Genomic DNA, 15236 nt, shown 5'->3' with positions numbered 1-15236 from the left:
ATTCCTTTTAATAAGGGTATTCTTGATTGAGTTCTAAAATTGTGCTTTTCATAGGGTGTTCAAATTTAAGCACTGGATTATGTCCTATAATTTTAACTTTATCATTTTTTATTCTAAGAGCTGATCCTTCAGGTATGGCGTAAATTTTTTCTTGAGGATTGGCGATTAAAAATTCTTCTAAGCGTTCTTCTCGACTTTCTCCATTGTGCCCTTGAATTTTGCCGCTGATAAAATGAGGATTGATTTGATGAGGAAAAAGATTGAGTGCGTTAAAACTTTGAGGCATGATAATTGGCATATCGTTGGTTGTTTTTATGCTTTTTCCTGCTATATTTGATCCAGCACTCCAGCCGATATAACAAGCCCCTTCTTTGACGCGTTGAGCTAGACAATCTAAAAGATCGTATTCATAAAGTTTAGATAAAAGCATAAAAGTATTACCCCCACCGACTAAAATGACTTTAGCTTTTAAAATAGCTTTTTTAGAGTGATTATAACGATGTATAGAGACGATATTTTCTTGATTTAAACTTTCTTTTACTTTTTTCTCATATTCATCATTATTTCTTCTTACCCCTGCATAAGGGATAAAAAGTATTTCTTCATTTAACAAATTACATTCTTTTAAAAAATCTTGTATATAGGTTTTGGCATGGGTTAAATAACCAGTATTTTGATAACTTGAACTGCTTAAAAGCAAAAGATTTAACATAAAAATTTCCTTTTTAAAATAATTTTTTAGCAATTATAGCAAATAAAGCTTGATTTTTTAAAAAATATTTTTTAAGTGTTTTTAGTTTATTTATAAAAGTTAATAATTAATTTACCTAAAAAGGTAAATTAATTAAGCGGAGTTGCTTCAACGATAGCAGGAGTGAAAAACAATAACTGAAAAGGTGCGATAAATTGATGAGGTCCCCTAAAGCATTCTTGTATGCCTATACGAGTTTCTAAAGGAATTTGAGGGTTGCGAAAGGTAGATATGCATTCCACTCCACCCAAAACCAAAGATCTAATTTGCACCGCAGAACTTGTTGTTGGCATGATAGAAAAAACAGTTTCTAATTTTTCATCTTCTAAATCTCCTTTACAAGATTTAACCCCAAAAAAACCACTTTCTAAAATAGCTAAACATATATCATCATCATTTGGATTGACAAATTGAACATAACCAAAAGGAAATTTATCAGCGAGTGTATCTTTAGCTTTTAATTTATCACTTAAAGTGATTTCTCTTAATACCCAATTTTGATCGGTTAGATCTTGTGAGCTTTCTCTAAAAATACTGATTGAAATTCCAGTTTGAAGAGATCTGATTGCAAACATAGGCGTATAATCAGGCAAATCCCCTTTAGGTTCAATGCCAAAAGCTAAACTCATCAATACAGCACATAAAACTAAAATTTTTTTCATTTAAAACCTCCTAAAATTAACTGGAAAATGATCCGATGCTAAAAAAGTTCTAATACCCGCTAAGGCTAAAACAGCTGTGATCAATGGTGGTCTATAGGCTGCTGCTTGATTAGAATTTCCAGTGATAGCATAATCAATCGTATTGCCTGAAGTTTGCGTAAAAGAAGGTGGATAGACAATGTTAATGCGTCTTCTTAAATCAGCATCAAGTAATGGGAGGAGTTGATTAGGGTTGCGATTAAAATCTCCCATGATCATCCAGCTAATATCGGGTAAATTTCTAAAGTGCATATCTACAGCTGTTACTAAAGCACCCGCATCATTTCCGCCCCTAGCTAAAGCATGGACATTTAAAAATACATCATTACAAATTCGAATCCCTATAATAGGTCTTGAGGCCACGGTTGGAGGAGGCAATACTATAACCTCATCAGCCCTTGTTCTACTTACTATCGCCATATTAACGCGATTAGCTCCAACGTCTATTCTTGAGTAATAAATATAAACTACATTTGGACGCGATGAAGTTCCTAAATTCCATTCATACTCATGTATAGGAATTCCAACGCCCACAGGTTGTACTTGTCTTGTAGTCATTGTAGCAGTTGAGGGTAGAACTCCTGCTTCTTGTATGGCAACTATATCTAAAGGATTATCCCCAGTTATAAGCTGTCTAACGCTAACATTCCATTTGCTTTCAGTTGAAGCTGAAGACCCTTGCATATTCCAAGTTCCGCTAGAATAATTTTCCAAAGCTCCAAAAACAAAACTAATATTAAAAAATAAAAATAAAATTACTTTTTTCATTGTTTATTCCTTTAATAAGGTGAAATAGCCCCATAAGTAGGCGCTGTGATATACCATTGTCTGTCCAAAGTTTTTTCACCTGGTTTGACGCACTCTGTTAAATAAATTTTATAAGAGCTAAGATTAAATTCATGCATGACATCATTTACAGGGGTTTGGATACATTGTTGTGTGGCAACATTTCTAATCTGATACGCTCCATTACTCATAGGAATGAGTTTCCAAAATTGTGCGTGATTGCTTTGATCACAAGGATAATGCACTATACCATTGCCATAAGCATTAAGACAAGTATTGGTTTGGGCATTTTTAAACATAACAATATTGCTTGCGAATTCAACCAAACGCCAAGTTCTTGCATCTTCAAAACCTTTACTTGCATATAGATTATATCCCCATATCCAATTTCCTGGATTGGTGTTTGATATAGTCAATGCTGCTCCATTTGGATTCATAACGGTTACATAATCACTTGTATAGCTGATCCCTCCAACGGCGGAGACGTCATTAAATTCACCATTTGATTTTAATCTCGGTCTTGGAATTTCTGTAGAATTAGCATCAGCAGAGTCAAAATGCAAAACAGGTGGCACTAAAGGGATGGCTGGAAATTTTTGTCCTTCAGCTAAACCAGTTTGCTTTTGTGGTGCTGTTGGTTCTTGACCGATTTTTAAAGGATCACTATCATACATTTCCCCATAAGAGCGTCCTAAAGGATTGAGTTCTTTAGTCGAACAAGCTGAAAACATCATGGTAAAAACTAGAAAAAATAAGCCATATTTGATTTTTTTCATGGGCAATATCCTTAATTTTGATATTTAGTATCATAACATAATTTACAAAAATTTAATTTGAATTTAAATTACAGATTAAAAAGTAATACAAATTATTATTTTTTGTATATAATTTTAATTTACTTTTTTTGAAAATAATTTCTTTATTTAAATTATAACAAGGCTGAAAATGAAAGAAATTCTTATTACTAATGATGATGGCTATGAAAGCAAAGGCTTGAAAAAACTTGTTGAGATGCTGAAAAAAGAATTTAAAGCAAAAATAACAGTAGTTGCACCTTCAAATGAAAAATCAGCTTGTTCTCATTCTATTACTTTAGTAAGACCTCTTCAGTTTGTTAAAGTTAAAAAAAGATTTTATAAGCTAGATGATGGAACTCCTGCGGATTGTATTTATCTGGCTTTACATGCTTTTTATAAGAAAAAATTACCTGATCTTGTTATAAGTGGGATCAATAAAGGCGCAAATGTAGGTGAGGATATTACATATTCTGGTACTTGTGCGGGAGCTATGGAGGCTGTTTTACAAGGAGTTCCGGCTATTGCTTTTTCACAATTTTATAAAAATAATGAAAAAATAGATTATAAAATCGCTTTAAAAATTATAAAAAAACTTGTGAAAAAAATTTTTAATCAAGGATTTCCTTTAGATAAAAAAGAATTTTTAAATGTGAATTTTCCATCTTCAAAAACTAAATTTAAAGGGATTAAAATCGCTAAAGTTGGAAAAAGAATTTACAATTATAAAGCCCATTGTAATGTCAATCCAAGAGGAAAGAAGTATTTTTGGCTTGCAAGTGCTAATTTGGATTTTGAAGAAGAAAAAAAATCCGATATCGCTCTTTTAAAGAAAGGTTATGCGACTATTACGCCTATAATGCTTGATTTAACGGCTTATAAAAAATTAAAACAAACAAAAAAATGGATTAAGGAAAAATAATGAATGATAGATTTACGCGTATAAAATGGTTGATTGGAGAAGAAAATTTAGAGAAAATTTCTCAAACTAAAGTTTTAGTTTGTGGGCTTGGTGGAGTTGGTGGAATTTGTGTTGATGCGCTTTTTAGAAGTGGTTTTACAAATCTTACTTTAATCGATGGGGATTGCTTTGAAAGCACAAATCAAAATCGCCAAATTCATAGTGAGCACATAGGTGAAGAAAAAGCGAAAGTTTTTGAAAGAATTTATCAAGCTCGAGGTATTGTAGCTAGAATTGATCAAGATTTTCTTAATCAATTTGATTTGAGTTCTTTTGATCTTATTATCGACGCGATTGATGATATTCCTGCTAAAGTAGCTTTGGCTAATAGGATTGATTTTAAAAAGCAAATTTTTATTTCTTCTACAGGTGGAGCAAGAAAACTTGATCCTACGCGTATTAAAACGACAAGTATTTTTAAAACTTACGGTGATGCTTTGGCAAAAAAATTTCGTTATGAACTTAGAAAATCGGGTTTTAATCAAGATTTTGACGTGGTTTTTTCAGATGAAGTGCCTTGCTGTAAGGATCTTGGTTCTTTTATGGGGGTTACGGCTTCTTTTGGTTTGGCTTTAGCTTCTTTGGCTTTTAAAAAGGTTATGGATAAAAAATGATAAGAATATTTATTTTATTTTTACTTTTTCAAAATTTTATTTTTGCTAAAAATTTGCCAGATTTTTTTAAAGAGCAAAATCTTAGCGGAGTAATGATTGTTTATGATGGTAAAGAGTTTTTGAGTAATGATTTTTTAAAAGCTAAAGAGCGTTTTTCTCCAGCTTCTACTTTTAAAATTTTTAATGCTTTAATCGCTTTAAATTCTCATGTATTCAAAGATACAAGTGAAGTTTTTTATCATTATAAAGGCGAAAAAGTCTTTTTACCTTCTTGGGCACAGGATGCGAATTTAACTTCAGCTATAAAAAGATCTCAAGTACCTGCTTTTAAAGAACTTGCTAGAAAAATAGGCAAAGTAAGAATGCAAGAAAATTTAAACAAGCTTGATTATGGCAATAAAAAAATTTCTAAAATTGATGCTTTTTGGCTTGATAATACTTTACAAATTTCAGCCAAAGAACAAGCCGCTTTACTTTTTAAACTTGCCAATTTAAAACTTCCTTATTCTAAAAAAATTCAAGAAGAAGTCATTAAAACGATCGAGTTAAGACAAAATGATGATTTTATTCTTTATGGTAAAACGGGCTTTAATGATAGTATTGCTTGGATTGTAGGATTTGTTTATTTGAAAAAATTTCATTCTTATCAATCTTTTGCACTCAATGTTAAAATTTCAAATTTTAAAGATTTATATAAAAGAGAAGAAATTTTAAATCAATATTTAAATTATTTATTTAAGGATTTTAAAAAATAAGATAAAGTAAATATCGATAAATTAAAGGTTTTTTTATGTATGAAATCGTTTATTATAATAATAAAATCACGAAATTTATAAATAACCTTGAGTCTAGTTATAAAGAAAAAGCTTATAAAATGATACAAGAATTAGCTATAAATGGCAACAAGCTTGATGAGCAACACAGCAAAACAAGATGTGATGATATTTTTAAGATAAGATTGAAAACTCCAAGACATTCGATCAGAATTTTTTATGCTTTTGAAACGAAATTATTTATTTTGCACGCCTATGCTAAAAAAGACAATGCGACTAAAAATAAAGATCTTGAAATTTGCGTTAAGAGATTAAAAGATATTAAAAGAATGCTTGCTTAGCTATTCTTTTAAATCTTTTTTTATAAATTACATTTTTCCATCAATATAAAGTACAATGCACATCAGGTTCATTTACAAGCTTGTAAGAAACATAGCCTAAAATAGGTTTAAATTTTTCATCTTGTATTTGAAAAAATATAACAAAACCATTGTAAGCGATTTCTTTTTGATTGATTTTTTTGGATTTTTCTAAAGTTTTTTCTTTAAATTTCTTATATTCTTTAATATGTTTTTTGCTGAGTTTTTCTAGAACTTCATCTTCTTTTTTTACTAAAAACTCATTATCAAAATAAAAATAATCAAAATCTATATCACTCACGGCAAAAATTTTATTATCAGTTAATGTTTTAGCATTGTTAATAAAAGGATAACGTTCATAAGCCTTATAAAAAGCATGCAATATTTTTTTATTTGTTTCATTGGAATATGCTAACCAAGTATCATCTTCACTTGCAAGAACTTTTTTATAAGCATCGATATATTTTTGGGTATTTTTTTCATATTCTTGAGTGAATTTTTTATATTCTTCATTTTTGCTGTCAAATAATTTATTATATACTTGAGAAAAATACTTTTCACGTTTTTTAAAATAAGAAATTTCATGTTTAATCTCGTTTAAAATTTCATTAGTAGTTTTTGAATCTAGATTCAATTGAGATTGACATAAATCTACAAGTTTACAAAAAGAATGCTTTGAATTTTTACTTGTTTTCTTATCAATTTTACTTAAAAGCCACATTGGAGGATAAAGCACTCCAAGAGCAGTAAGTCCTACAGCAGAAACTGCTATTGAGGGTGCAAATGCTATGCTGTAGCCTACTATTTCAGTTGTTTTTTGACTGCATCCACTGATAAATAAAATGCAAATTAAATTTATGATGATTTTTTTCATTTTTATTCCTTCTTGTTTATTTTCCCTACGATGATAGGATTAAAAGCTTTTATAGAAAGTAAAAGCGTATCGCCGATTTTTACATCTTGATAATCTTTTAAAAATTCTTCCTCGCTGAGTGTGATTTTAACGATGTTTTGATTTAAAAGTAGGGTAAAAATGATCAAAATATCGCTTTTTTTAATCTCAAGTAAAGTCGCGCTAAAGCGTAATTTTGCGCTTAAATTTGCTTGTGTAAAAAATTCATTTTTGGGTAAATTTTTAATGATCTTGCCATTTTGAATTTCTATAATTTTATGGCTTAGTTTGTAAATTTCAGCTATATCGTGGCTTACAAATAAAGTTGTGATTTTAAAATGATGTAAAATTTTTGCAAGTTCATCTTGTAAATTCATACGCATTTTAAAATCTAAAGCGCTTAAAGGTTCATCTAAAAGCAAAATTTTAGGCTCTGTTATTAAGGCTCTTGCTAGAGCAACTCTTTGAGCTTGTCCGCCTGAAAGTTCTTTAGGATATGCTTTGGCTAATTCTTTTAAATTCATAAGCTCTAAAAATTCATTGATTTTTTTTTCATTTTTATTTGCGTAGCTTAAATTTTCTTTGACATTCATATTAGGAAATAAAGCATAATCTTGAAACATAAAACCTATTTTTCTTTTTTGTATATTTAGATTGATATTTTTTTTATGATCAAACCAAATTTCATTATCTACTTCTAAGTAACCGCAATTTGGTTTGATTAACCCCGCTATGATTTTAAGCAAGGTTGTCTTTCCAGCTCCGCTTTCTCCAAAAATAGCTGTGATTTCACCTTGATCAATGTGAGTTTTAAATTCAAAATTTTTAGCATTGACTTGATATTTTAGGTCTAGTTTTAGCATTTAATTTCCTAAAAATTTAACTTTTTATTGACAAAATATAGGCTTAAAAGTATGGCAAAAGAAAGGATAAAAAGCGTAAAAGCGTATTGGTGCGCTAGGGTGTAATTTAAGGTTTCAAGTTCGTCATAAATTGCGATACTAGCGACTAAAGTTTCGCCTTGTTTGTGTCCGCCTATCATCATAACAACTCCAAATTCACCCATAGTATGGGCAAAACTCATCGCACAAGCTGAAAAAATACCCGCTTTGCAATTAGGCAAGATGACTTTAAAAAGCGTGGTTATTTTGCTTTTGCCTAAAGTATAAGAAGCATCTAAGAGATTTTGATTGATCGATGAAAAAGCACTTTGCAAAGGATTAATCATAAAGGGTAGAGAAAAAATAATAGAAGCAAAAACGAGTCCTTCAAAGGTAAAAACCAAAGAAAGGTGAAAATATTTTTGCAAAAAATTCCCTAAAAAAGTATTGGCTGAAAAACTGATCAAAAGATAAAAACCTAAAACACTAGGAGGCAAAACCAAAGGTAAATTGATACAAGTTTGTAATAAAGCTTTAAAAGGAAAATGAGTAAAACTTAAAATATAGGCTAAAAAAACACCTATAAAAAAAAGTATAAAAGTGGTGATAAAAGCTAGTTTAAGAGTTAGAAAGAGAGTTTGCAAAAAGACAGGATCAAGCATTGTTTGTCCTTAAAATAATATCATTTGCTTTGATAAAGCAAAGCCATTCTTGATTTTGACAAAGTTTCAATTCCAAAGCTTTTTCCTTGGTGATCAAGCTAGAAAGTTCTTGATCGTGGAATTTGAAAAATACATGATATAAGAGTTTTCCTTCTTTGATTTTTGAAATTTTTGCCTTAAAGGAATTTTCTACGCTTAAATTAGAATTTAGCGAGGCAAAACAAAGTTCATGTTCTTTAAAAAGCATTTGAAGTTCTTGATCTAATTTAAGTTCTTTAAATGGAGCAAGCATTAAAACCTTAAAAATTTCATTTTCGCAATTTATTTTTACGAGTATCAAATCATCTTGATAATTAACTTCGCAAACTTTGCCTTTTAAAATATTCATGGGGTATTAAATCCATATTTTTTAAAAATCTCTTTTGCTTTGGTTGAGCTTATAAAATCGCTAAAATCAAAGGCTAATTTTTTATTTTTGGCGTATTTTGTGATCACAAAGCTTTGCTTTAAAGGGGTAAAATATTTTGGATTGATAATACTTGCGTATCCTTTGGGGTGGTTAATAGGAGAAACTAAAGAATAAGCCACTATGCTAAGTTTGGATGCTTTAGAATCAACATATAAAACCGGTTGTGCGATATTGTCACCTAGGATAATTTTATTTTTTAAACTTTCACCTAGATTAAGTTTTTCTAAAATTTCTTTAGCGGCAACTCCATAAGGAGCGATTTTTGGATTTGCTATGCTTAGATGATTGATTTTTGTTAAATTTTCTTTGAGATTTTCAAAATGGATTAAATTTGGGTCTAAGCTATATAAGGCTAAAACACCCAAAGCATAAATTTTTGGTTTTTCTAAGGCGTTTTGATCTTTAAAAATTGCCTCAGCGTATTTTTCATCGGCTGAAAAAAATAAATCAAATTTTCGCCCTTGCTTTAAAAGTTGGTAATATTTTCCAGAGGCGCCAAAAATCATTTCTATATTATCATTTGGATGGGTTTTTAAAAATTCATCTTTAATCGCACTCATAGCTTTTGAAGCTGAAGAAGCGACAAAAATGCTAAGATTTTCTGCTTTAAGACATAAAAATAAAAACATACAAAAAAATAATATTTTTTTCATTTGTGATAGTTCCTAAGGAAATTTGCCCAGATTATAACAAAATAATTTTATATTTTTTTTACATAAATAAAAATAGGATGATAGGTGAGTTTGTTTTGAAATCTTTTTTCATAGTCTTTTAAAAAAGTTTTTGATAAAGCGTGATAACCTAAAGAATTTACCCCGCTTAATTTTAAGTGTCTAAAAACCTCCAAAGGGTTTTCAAATTCTAAAGTGATAAAATCTTCTTCTATAAAAATTTCAAAAAAATACTCTTGTAGGATTTTTTTTATTTCAAAAAGAGAAAGATAGTTTAAAGAAAATCCTGTGCTTTGTGCGATTTGTTCTAAATTTTTTTCACCAAAAGTAGATAAAAGTAAAATACCTTTTTTGTTAAGCATGTTTTTAAGGGTTGGCAGTATTTTTTTTAGATCAAGCCATTGTAAGGTTGCATTAGAAGCAATAAGATCGAATTTTTGAGTGCTTAAAGGGTGATGAGCAATATCATTCATATCAAAAATTTCAACTTTATCTTGAATTTTGTAATCTAAAATGTCGTTTAAAATGTATTTTTCAAAGATGATTTTCTTTTTTAATTTTTGTGTGAATTCACCTTGTGCGCAACCAAATTCAAAGATTTGATCAAAAATTTCATTTGTAGGGATTTTTTCACAAAGCTTATCTCCCATCCAATCTTGTACTTTTGCAGCTTTTTGATAGCTTGATTTGGCTTTTAAAAAATTCAAAGTTCATCCCAAGAATGAAAATGAAAAAAAGCAAAATGAGGCTCATTTAGAAAAATTAAATTTTCAAAGCTTTTTTTTAAAGCATTTTGTGGAAAGATCTCATCTTGATTGCTTGAGTAAATTTTATCCCAAATTAAATTTTCTTTTTGCTCTTTTAAAGCAAATTCAAAAAGCACATTAAGTTCATTTTTTAAGGCATTTTCATCTTTAAAAATAAAATTTTTAGTTTTATCTTTATGATTTTTAAATAAAGAATTTTTAAAATTTTCTAAATTAAATTTTTTTATAGTTTTACTAAAAAGCGTAGGATGGATACCTTTTTCTTTATCTATACCTAAATTTGTGCCATTGAGGGCAATTTTTTGATTAAAGTTGTATTCTTTTAAAAGATAATTAGCAAGGCAAACTCCCATGGAAAAGGCTATTAATTTGATTTTTGAAAAAGCTTTAAAATCAAATTCAAAATCTAAATTTTCAAAATCATAAAACAATACAACATTTTTCTCACTTTTTAAATGCAAAAAATGACTTGGATGGCTTGTAAATCCTCCAAAAACAACAATCAATTCATCACAATTAGGATTTTTGCATAAAAAAGTATTTTTCATAATAACTCCAAAATCGGATCAAGATCGTTTTGATTAAGTCCTGCGTGCATAGAAAAGCGAATTCTAGCTGTATTTTTAGGCACGGTAGGTTCTTTAATTGCCGGAGCAAATAAGCCACCTTTTTCAAGTATTTTAGATATTTCTAAGGCTTTTTTATTATCCCCTAAGATCAAAGAAATGATATAACAATCCCCTAAAATTTGATATTTTTTTTCTTTGAGTTTGTTTTTAAAATTTTGGCTTAGATGATATAAATTTTCTCTTTTATTTTGAAATTTTGTCATATTTTTAAAAATAAAAAGCGTGAAGGCAACGTTGATAGGAGGTAAAGCCGTAGAATAGATAAAAGCACGTGCTTTATTGATGAAAAAATCTTTATATTTTTTAGCACAAATCATACAAGCACCCATTGAAGCAATAGCTTTTCCAAAGGTAAAAACCAAAAAATCAATTTCATTTTCTAAGCCAAGGGATTTTGCAAATCCTAAGCCCTTTTTATCAAAACATCCAACACTATGGGCTTCATCAATATAGAGTTTTATTTTTGGATAAGTTTTTTTAAGTTCGACAAGGGCTTTTAGATCACTAAAATCTCCATCCATGCTAAATAAGGCTTCGCTAAGTATGATGATATTTTCATATTTTTCATAGTGTTTTTGGATCAAAGATACTAAATGATCTAAATCATTGTGTTTATAGCGAAAAAAATTAGCTCCATTGAGTCTTAATCCATCAATCATACTCGCATGGATAAATTTATCAGCCAAAAAAAGAGTTTTATTTAAGCTTGAAAGTGCGGCTATACAGGATAAATTCAAATGATATCCGCTGTTAAAATGAAGTATTTCTTTATTTTTAAAATCAGCTTTTAAATAATCTTCTAATTCTTCATAAATTTCAAAATTCCCACTCAAGCTTCTTGAACTTGAGCTTGAAAAAAATAGATTTTCATCTTTTAAAGTGCTTAGAAATTCTTCTTTTAATTCTTTATCATAAGAGAGCGCTAGATAATCATTTGAGGCTAAATTTAAAAGCTTTTTGCCTTCTTTATAGACATATTTTCCTTCATGCCTTAGTGGGCGTAAAATTCTAAAATTATCTTGTTTTTTTAATTCATCTAAAATTTGTACAATTTGCATATTTAAGCTTTATTTTTTGAGCCTTATATAACTTTGACAAGCTTCATCTTCCCCTGATAAATCACAAGATTTCTTATAAAACTCTAAAGCTTTAGAAAGATCTTTTTTAACATCTATTCCATCTTCATACATAGCACCAAGATAATAACACCCAAGATCGTCATTTAAATCACAAGATTTTTCAAAAAACTCTAAAGCTTTAGAAATATCTTTTTTAACACCTGTTCCATCTGCATACATAATCCCAAGATTGCAACATCCAAAACCATGATTTAAATCACAAGCTTTCTTATAAAACTCTAAAGCTTTAGAAAGATCTTTTTTAATACCTATTCCCTCTTGATACATAACCCCAAGTCTACTGCACCCGTCACCATTTTTTAAATCACAAGCTTTTTTAAATAATTCCATAGCTTTAAAATAATTTTTATTAACTTTTAATCCAAATGCATACATAAATCCAAGATTACTGCAACCCTCACCATCTTTTAAATCACAAGTTTTTTGAAAATATTTTAAAGCTGTCAGATAATCACCCTTGCTATAAGCTTCAACTCCTTTTTTGACTAAATCTTCTTGAGCATATACAAAACTAAATAAAAATCCCAAAATAATTAATATTTTTTTCATCGTTTTCCTTTCAAAATAAAAATGATAATTATAAATCTTAATTATATAAATATTTTCTAAATATCTATGTTGATTTTAAAGTGCTTTTGTATAAAAATGTAGTATTATTGCACTAAAAATCAAAGAAGTAAAAATGAATTTAAAAGAACTGGACTTAGAACACATTTGGCATCCTTGTACTCAAATGAAAGATCATGAGAATGTGCCTTTAATCCCTATAAAAAAAGCTAAGGGGGTTTGGCTTTATGATTTTGACGATAAAAGATATTTAGATTGTATCAGTTCTTGGTGGGTGAATCTTTTTGGGCATTGTAATGAAAAAATCGCAAATGCCATTAAAAAGCAAGTTGATGAGCTTGAACATGTGATTTTGGCTGGTTTTACGCATGAGCCTATTATCAAACTTTCAGCTAGACTTTGTGAAAAAGTTGGGAGAGATTTTAATAAATGTTTTTACGCAGATAATGGATCAAGTGCGGTAGAAATAGCACTTAAAATGAGTTTTCATTATCATTTAAATCAGGGTTTGAAAAAAAATAAATTTTTATCTCTAAGCAATTCTTATCATGGCGAGACTTTAGGGGCTTTAAGCGTGGGAGATGTTGCACTTTATAAAGATACTTACAATCCTTTGCTTTTAGAATGTCTTAATACCCCTGTCCCAAAAAATAAAGACTATCAAGAAGAACTTTTTGTTTTAAAAGGGATTTTAGAAAAGCATTCTAGTGAAATTTGTGCTTTTATCTTAGAACCTTTAGTGCAGTGTGCTGGAAATATGCATATGTATGAGGCAGGATTTATTGATGAAGCCATAAAGCTTTGTCATGAATTTAATGTGCAAGTTATTTTTGATGAAATTGCCGTGGGATTTGGACGCACAGGGACGCTTTTTGCTTTACATCAATGCAAACAAAGCCCTGATTTTATCTGCCTTTCAAAAGGGATTACGGGCGGGTTTATGCCTCTTTCTGTGGTGCTTACTAAGGATAAAATTTATCAAGCTTTTTACGCACCTTACAAAGAGTATAAAGCTTTTTTGCATTCTCATAGTTATACGGGAAATACTTTAGCGTGTGCTGCGGCAAATGCAGTTTTAGATATATTTGAAAATGAAAATATTTTAGAAAAAAATAAAATTTTAAGCACCTTTATACAGCAAGAGTTTTCAAGACTTAAAAAATTTGATTTTCTTGGTAATTTTAGAACTTGCGGGATGATCAGTGCTTTTGATATTTTAAATGCAAAATACGAAAGAGCTGGACTTGAGGTTTTTAAAAGAGCTTTAAAAAAAGATTTGCTTTTGAGGCCGCTTGCAAATACAATTTATTTTATGCCCCCTTATGTGATTACAAAGGAGCAAATTTATTATGTAGTGGATAGTTTAGAGCAAATTTTCAATGATTTTTGAAATTAGTGATATACAATAAAAAGAAGCTTAGAAAATTGCTTACATGATAAAAATTTTAAAGATTTTTTAAAATTAGATTTTACGTGAAGTTAAAATGCAAAATCCTAACTTTGTAATGCAAAAGTCAGGATTAAAATAATTTTTAAAAATTGCTTTTTAATTGATGATATTTTTCGCAATAATCTTGTTTAGCGCTATCATTACTTTCAGCTTCATCACAAGCTTTTTTATAGTATTGTAAGGCCTTAGAGCTATCTTTTTTGATCAATATTTCTTTATCTTCTATTCCTAGTTTATATTTTATTACCCCTTGTTCATATATTTTTGCAAGATCATTGCAAGTTTTTGCATCTTTTGAATCACAAGCTTTGTTAAGATATTCTAAAAATTTAGAAGCATTATTTTCTTCTATGTATAAATTTGCAAGTTCAACACAGCTTTGTGATATTTCTAAATCACAAGCTTTTTTATAATAGTTTAAAGCTTTATCAGGATTTATAATACGGTATGTATCTGCACTTGCAAAACAAGCAAGTCCTAAATTTAAATCACAAGCTTTTTCATAATATTCCGAAGATTTACGTGTATCACCCACAATATTGCGATAAAAATTTCCAACTTGATAACAAGAAAATCCTGATCTTAATCCCGAATTTAAATTACAAGCTTGTTTTAAATACTCTATAGCCTTATCTCGATCACCACTTTTTAACGCCTCTTGACCTTTTTTAAACAAGTCATCTACGGATGAACCATCCTGTGAACATGCACAAACTACAAATAAAAAATTCAAAATCAAAAATTTAAATAATATTTGTTTCATTTTTCACTCCTTTATTGATAAACAAATAATACATTAAAATTTATTAATGATTTTTAAAAGTTTCTCGCAAACCTTATCATCAAAATCTATGATGGGAATTTGTGTATATTTTTGTATAAAATCTTTACTAAAAGGATCTTCACTTTTTAAAACTAAGGCTAGGATGGGTATATTTTTTTGTTTTAAGGCTTCTATGCTTAAAAGCGTATGATTGATACTTCCTAAATAATCTTTTGCGACTAAAATGGTAGGGCGTTTAAATTTTTGCATAAAATCAATCATGGTTTTTTCATCATCAATAGGCGAAAAAAGGCCGCCTGCAAGCTCTATAATGAGTTTATCACTTTGAGGCAAAGCAATATCAAAAGCTTTATAATTTAATCCTTCTAAAGTTCTTGCCTTGTGAGGTGATACGGGAGTTTGTAAAAATATACCCTCTTTAAAAATTTTGGTTTTTGGGCTAAATTGAGCTATGATATCGCTATCTTTTGGAGTGCCTGCTTGAATGAGTTTAAAGTAATCAAAACCCAATTCTTTACAAATTCTAGCACTTAAATACGTTTTTCCAGTATCAGTATGAATTCCGCTAATATAAATTTGCATTTTA

At 29.2% G+C, this 15236-nt stretch carries 20 protein-coding genes; 5 read left to right on the top strand and 15 right to left on the bottom strand.

The window, feature by feature from the left end:
- Nucleotides 1-7 precede the first annotated feature (7 nt).
- The 4 genes from pepE to H2280_RS00660 all read right to left on the bottom strand — a co-directional run bounded on the left by pepE (nucleotide 8) and on the right by H2280_RS00660 (nucleotide 3014).
- On the bottom strand, nucleotides 8-712 hold the full coding sequence (pepE, locus tag H2280_RS00675; protein WP_337215375.1) for a dipeptidase PepE: 705 nt from the start codon (nucleotides 710-712) through the stop codon (nucleotides 8-10).
- Between the two features lie 128 nt (nucleotides 713-840).
- Nucleotides 841-1413 carry a cytolethal distending toxin subunit A gene (locus H2280_RS00670; protein WP_137623320.1) on the bottom strand — a complete coding sequence of 191 codons (573 nt, stop codon included), beginning with the start codon at nucleotides 1411-1413 and terminating at the stop codon, nucleotides 841-843.
- Nucleotides 1414-2220 (bottom strand): cytolethal distending toxin subunit B family protein, encoded by an 807-nt coding sequence (locus H2280_RS00665; protein ID WP_337215374.1) that lies wholly within the window; start codon nucleotides 2218-2220, stop codon nucleotides 1414-1416.
- Between the two features lie 11 nt (nucleotides 2221-2231).
- Nucleotides 2232-3014: an RICIN domain-containing protein gene (locus H2280_RS00660; RefSeq protein ID WP_137623318.1), complete on the bottom strand. Its 783-nt coding sequence runs from the start codon at nucleotides 3012-3014 to the stop codon at nucleotides 2232-2234.
- Between the two features lie 169 nt (nucleotides 3015-3183).
- On the opposite strand from H2280_RS00660, the gene surE reads away from it, so the two are divergent.
- From surE to H2280_RS00640, 4 genes are read left to right on the top strand one after another with little or no spacing between them, the layout of a single operon-like run.
- Complete coding sequence (surE, locus tag H2280_RS00655) at nucleotides 3184-3954, top strand: 5'/3'-nucleotidase SurE (RefSeq protein WP_137623317.1); 771 nt, start codon at nucleotides 3184-3186, stop codon at nucleotides 3952-3954.
- A complete protein-coding gene (locus H2280_RS00650; protein ID WP_137623316.1) occupies nucleotides 3951-4607 on the top strand; it encodes a ThiF family adenylyltransferase in 657 nt (218 codons plus the stop codon). Before surE ends, H2280_RS00650 begins: the two co-directional genes overlap by 4 nt.
- Nucleotides 4604-5362, top strand: coding sequence for a class D beta-lactamase (gene blaOXA, locus H2280_RS00645; RefSeq protein WP_337215373.1), 759 nt, complete (start codon nucleotides 4604-4606; stop codon nucleotides 5360-5362). Before H2280_RS00650 ends, blaOXA begins: the two co-directional genes overlap by 4 nt.
- 35 nt (nucleotides 5363-5397) lie before the next feature.
- Entirely contained in the window at nucleotides 5398-5721 is a 324-nt protein-coding gene (locus H2280_RS00640; RefSeq protein ID WP_137621917.1) for a type II toxin-antitoxin system RelE/ParE family toxin, read from the top strand.
- Between the two features lie 40 nt (nucleotides 5722-5761).
- On the opposite strand, the gene H2280_RS00635 is transcribed toward H2280_RS00640, so the two are convergent.
- Genes H2280_RS00635 through H2280_RS00595 form a run of 9 tightly spaced genes read right to left on the bottom strand, consistent with a single transcriptional unit; the run spans nucleotide 5762 to nucleotide 12398 of the window.
- Nucleotides 5762-6613, bottom strand: coding sequence for a hypothetical protein (locus H2280_RS00635; protein WP_337215372.1), 852 nt, complete (start codon nucleotides 6611-6613; stop codon nucleotides 5762-5764).
- 2 nt (nucleotides 6614-6615) lie between these two features.
- Complete coding sequence (locus H2280_RS00630; RefSeq protein ID WP_337215371.1) at nucleotides 6616-7494, bottom strand: sulfate/molybdate ABC transporter ATP-binding protein; 879 nt, start codon at nucleotides 7492-7494, stop codon at nucleotides 6616-6618.
- Nucleotides 7495-7502: 8 nt separating this feature from the next.
- Nucleotides 7503-8174, bottom strand: coding sequence for a molybdate ABC transporter permease subunit (modB, locus tag H2280_RS00625; protein ID WP_137623312.1), 672 nt, complete (start codon nucleotides 8172-8174; stop codon nucleotides 7503-7505).
- Complete coding sequence (locus H2280_RS00620; RefSeq protein WP_337195198.1) at nucleotides 8167-8562, bottom strand: TOBE domain-containing protein; 396 nt, start codon at nucleotides 8560-8562, stop codon at nucleotides 8167-8169. The genes modB and H2280_RS00620 overlap by 8 nt, the downstream gene beginning before the upstream one ends.
- The gene (gene modA / locus H2280_RS00615) at nucleotides 8559-9296 is read right to left on the bottom strand and encodes a molybdate ABC transporter substrate-binding protein (RefSeq protein ID WP_337215370.1); all 738 of its coding nucleotides are present in this window, start codon (nucleotides 9294-9296) and stop codon (nucleotides 8559-8561) included. The genes H2280_RS00620 and modA overlap by 4 nt, the downstream gene beginning before the upstream one ends.
- Nucleotides 9297-9343: 47 nt before the next feature.
- Complete coding sequence (gene bioC / locus H2280_RS00610; RefSeq protein WP_337215369.1) at nucleotides 9344-10021, bottom strand: malonyl-ACP O-methyltransferase BioC; 678 nt, start codon at nucleotides 10019-10021, stop codon at nucleotides 9344-9346.
- Nucleotides 10018-10629, bottom strand: a complete 612-nt coding sequence (locus H2280_RS00605) for a pimeloyl-ACP methyl esterase BioG family protein (RefSeq protein ID WP_337215368.1) — start codon at nucleotides 10627-10629, stop codon at nucleotides 10018-10020. The genes bioC and H2280_RS00605 overlap by 4 nt, the downstream gene beginning before the upstream one ends.
- Nucleotides 10626-11768: an aminotransferase class I/II-fold pyridoxal phosphate-dependent enzyme gene (locus H2280_RS00600; RefSeq protein WP_337215367.1), complete on the bottom strand. Its 1143-nt coding sequence runs from the start codon at nucleotides 11766-11768 to the stop codon at nucleotides 10626-10628. Before H2280_RS00600 ends, H2280_RS00605 begins: the two co-directional genes overlap by 4 nt.
- A gap of 9 nt (nucleotides 11769-11777) precedes the next feature.
- Nucleotides 11778-12398, bottom strand: a complete 621-nt coding sequence (locus tag H2280_RS00595; RefSeq protein ID WP_337215366.1) for a tetratricopeptide repeat protein — start codon at nucleotides 12396-12398, stop codon at nucleotides 11778-11780.
- A 133-nt stretch (nucleotides 12399-12531) separates the two neighbouring features.
- Between H2280_RS00595 and H2280_RS00590 the strand changes: the two genes are divergently transcribed.
- Nucleotides 12532-13806 carry an adenosylmethionine--8-amino-7-oxononanoate transaminase gene (locus H2280_RS00590; RefSeq protein WP_337215365.1) on the top strand — a complete coding sequence of 425 codons (1275 nt, stop codon included), beginning with the start codon at nucleotides 12532-12534 and terminating at the stop codon, nucleotides 13804-13806.
- A gap of 142 nt (nucleotides 13807-13948) precedes the next feature.
- Here the strand turns inward: H2280_RS00590 and H2280_RS00585 are convergent, their stop codons facing one another.
- Together H2280_RS00585 and bioD are read right to left on the bottom strand one after the other, a co-directional pair.
- Nucleotides 13949-14629 carry a tetratricopeptide repeat protein gene (locus H2280_RS00585; RefSeq protein ID WP_337215364.1) on the bottom strand — a complete coding sequence of 227 codons (681 nt, stop codon included), beginning with the start codon at nucleotides 14627-14629 and terminating at the stop codon, nucleotides 13949-13951.
- Nucleotides 14630-14662: 33 nt separating this feature from the next.
- Nucleotides 14663-15232, bottom strand: a complete 570-nt coding sequence (gene bioD / locus H2280_RS00580) for a dethiobiotin synthase (protein ID WP_337215363.1) — start codon at nucleotides 15230-15232, stop codon at nucleotides 14663-14665.
- Between the last annotated feature and the right edge of the window lie 4 nt (nucleotides 15233-15236).

The sequence above is a fragment of the Campylobacter sp. 2457A genome, assembly GCF_020135895.1.
Lineage (GTDB): Bacteria > Campylobacterota > Campylobacteria > Campylobacterales > Campylobacteraceae > Campylobacter_D > Campylobacter_D taeniopygiae.
The sequence above is the reverse complement of the archived record's forward strand: the minus strand, read 5'-3'. Positions and strand labels throughout refer to the sequence as shown.

What these genes read in the sequence shown, in the direction of transcription:
- H2280_RS00640 (WP_137621917.1), top strand. Translation starts at nt 5,398, where the DNA reads ATGTATGAAATCGTTTATTATAATAATAAAATCACGAAATTTATAAAT.
- H2280_RS00620 (WP_337195198.1), bottom strand. Translation starts at nt 8,562, where the DNA reads ATGAATATTTTAAAAGGCAAAGTTTGCGAAGTTAATTATCAAGATGAT.
- H2280_RS00590 (WP_337215365.1), top strand. Translation starts at nt 12,532, where the DNA reads ATGAATTTAAAAGAACTGGACTTAGAACACATTTGGCATCCTTGTACT.
- H2280_RS00670 (WP_137623320.1), bottom strand. Translation starts at nt 1,413, where the DNA reads ATGAAAAAAATTTTAGTTTTATGTGCTGTATTGATGAGTTTAGCTTTT.
- modA (WP_337215370.1), bottom strand. Translation starts at nt 9,296, where the DNA reads ATGAAAAAAATATTATTTTTTTGTATGTTTTTATTTTTATGTCTTAAA.
- H2280_RS00600 (WP_337215367.1), bottom strand. Translation starts at nt 11,768, where the DNA reads ATGCAAATTGTACAAATTTTAGATGAATTAAAAAAACAAGATAATTTT.
- H2280_RS00595 (WP_337215366.1), bottom strand. Translation starts at nt 12,398, where the DNA reads ATGAAAAAAATATTAATTATTTTGGGATTTTTATTTAGTTTTGTATAT.
- bioD (WP_337215363.1), bottom strand. Translation starts at nt 15,232, where the DNA reads ATGCAAATTTATATTAGCGGAATTCATACTGATACTGGAAAAACGTAT.
- H2280_RS00665 (WP_337215374.1), bottom strand. Translation starts at nt 2,220, where the DNA reads ATGAAAAAAGTAATTTTATTTTTATTTTTTAATATTAGTTTTGTTTTT.
- H2280_RS00635 (WP_337215372.1), bottom strand. Translation starts at nt 6,613, where the DNA reads ATGAAAAAAATCATCATAAATTTAATTTGCATTTTATTTATCAGTGGA.
- H2280_RS00585 (WP_337215364.1), bottom strand. Translation starts at nt 14,629, where the DNA reads ATGAAACAAATATTATTTAAATTTTTGATTTTGAATTTTTTATTTGTA.
- modB (WP_137623312.1), bottom strand. Translation starts at nt 8,174, where the DNA reads ATGCTTGATCCTGTCTTTTTGCAAACTCTCTTTCTAACTCTTAAACTA.
- H2280_RS00660 (WP_137623318.1), bottom strand. Translation starts at nt 3,014, where the DNA reads ATGAAAAAAATCAAATATGGCTTATTTTTTCTAGTTTTTACCATGATG.
- H2280_RS00630 (WP_337215371.1), bottom strand. Translation starts at nt 7,494, where the DNA reads ATGCTAAAACTAGACCTAAAATATCAAGTCAATGCTAAAAATTTTGAA.
- surE (WP_137623317.1), top strand. Translation starts at nt 3,184, where the DNA reads ATGAAAGAAATTCTTATTACTAATGATGATGGCTATGAAAGCAAAGGC.
- blaOXA (WP_337215373.1), top strand. Translation starts at nt 4,604, where the DNA reads ATGATAAGAATATTTATTTTATTTTTACTTTTTCAAAATTTTATTTTT.
- H2280_RS00605 (WP_337215368.1), bottom strand. Translation starts at nt 10,629, where the DNA reads ATGAAAAATACTTTTTTATGCAAAAATCCTAATTGTGATGAATTGATT.
- pepE (WP_337215375.1), bottom strand. Translation starts at nt 712, where the DNA reads ATGTTAAATCTTTTGCTTTTAAGCAGTTCAAGTTATCAAAATACTGGT.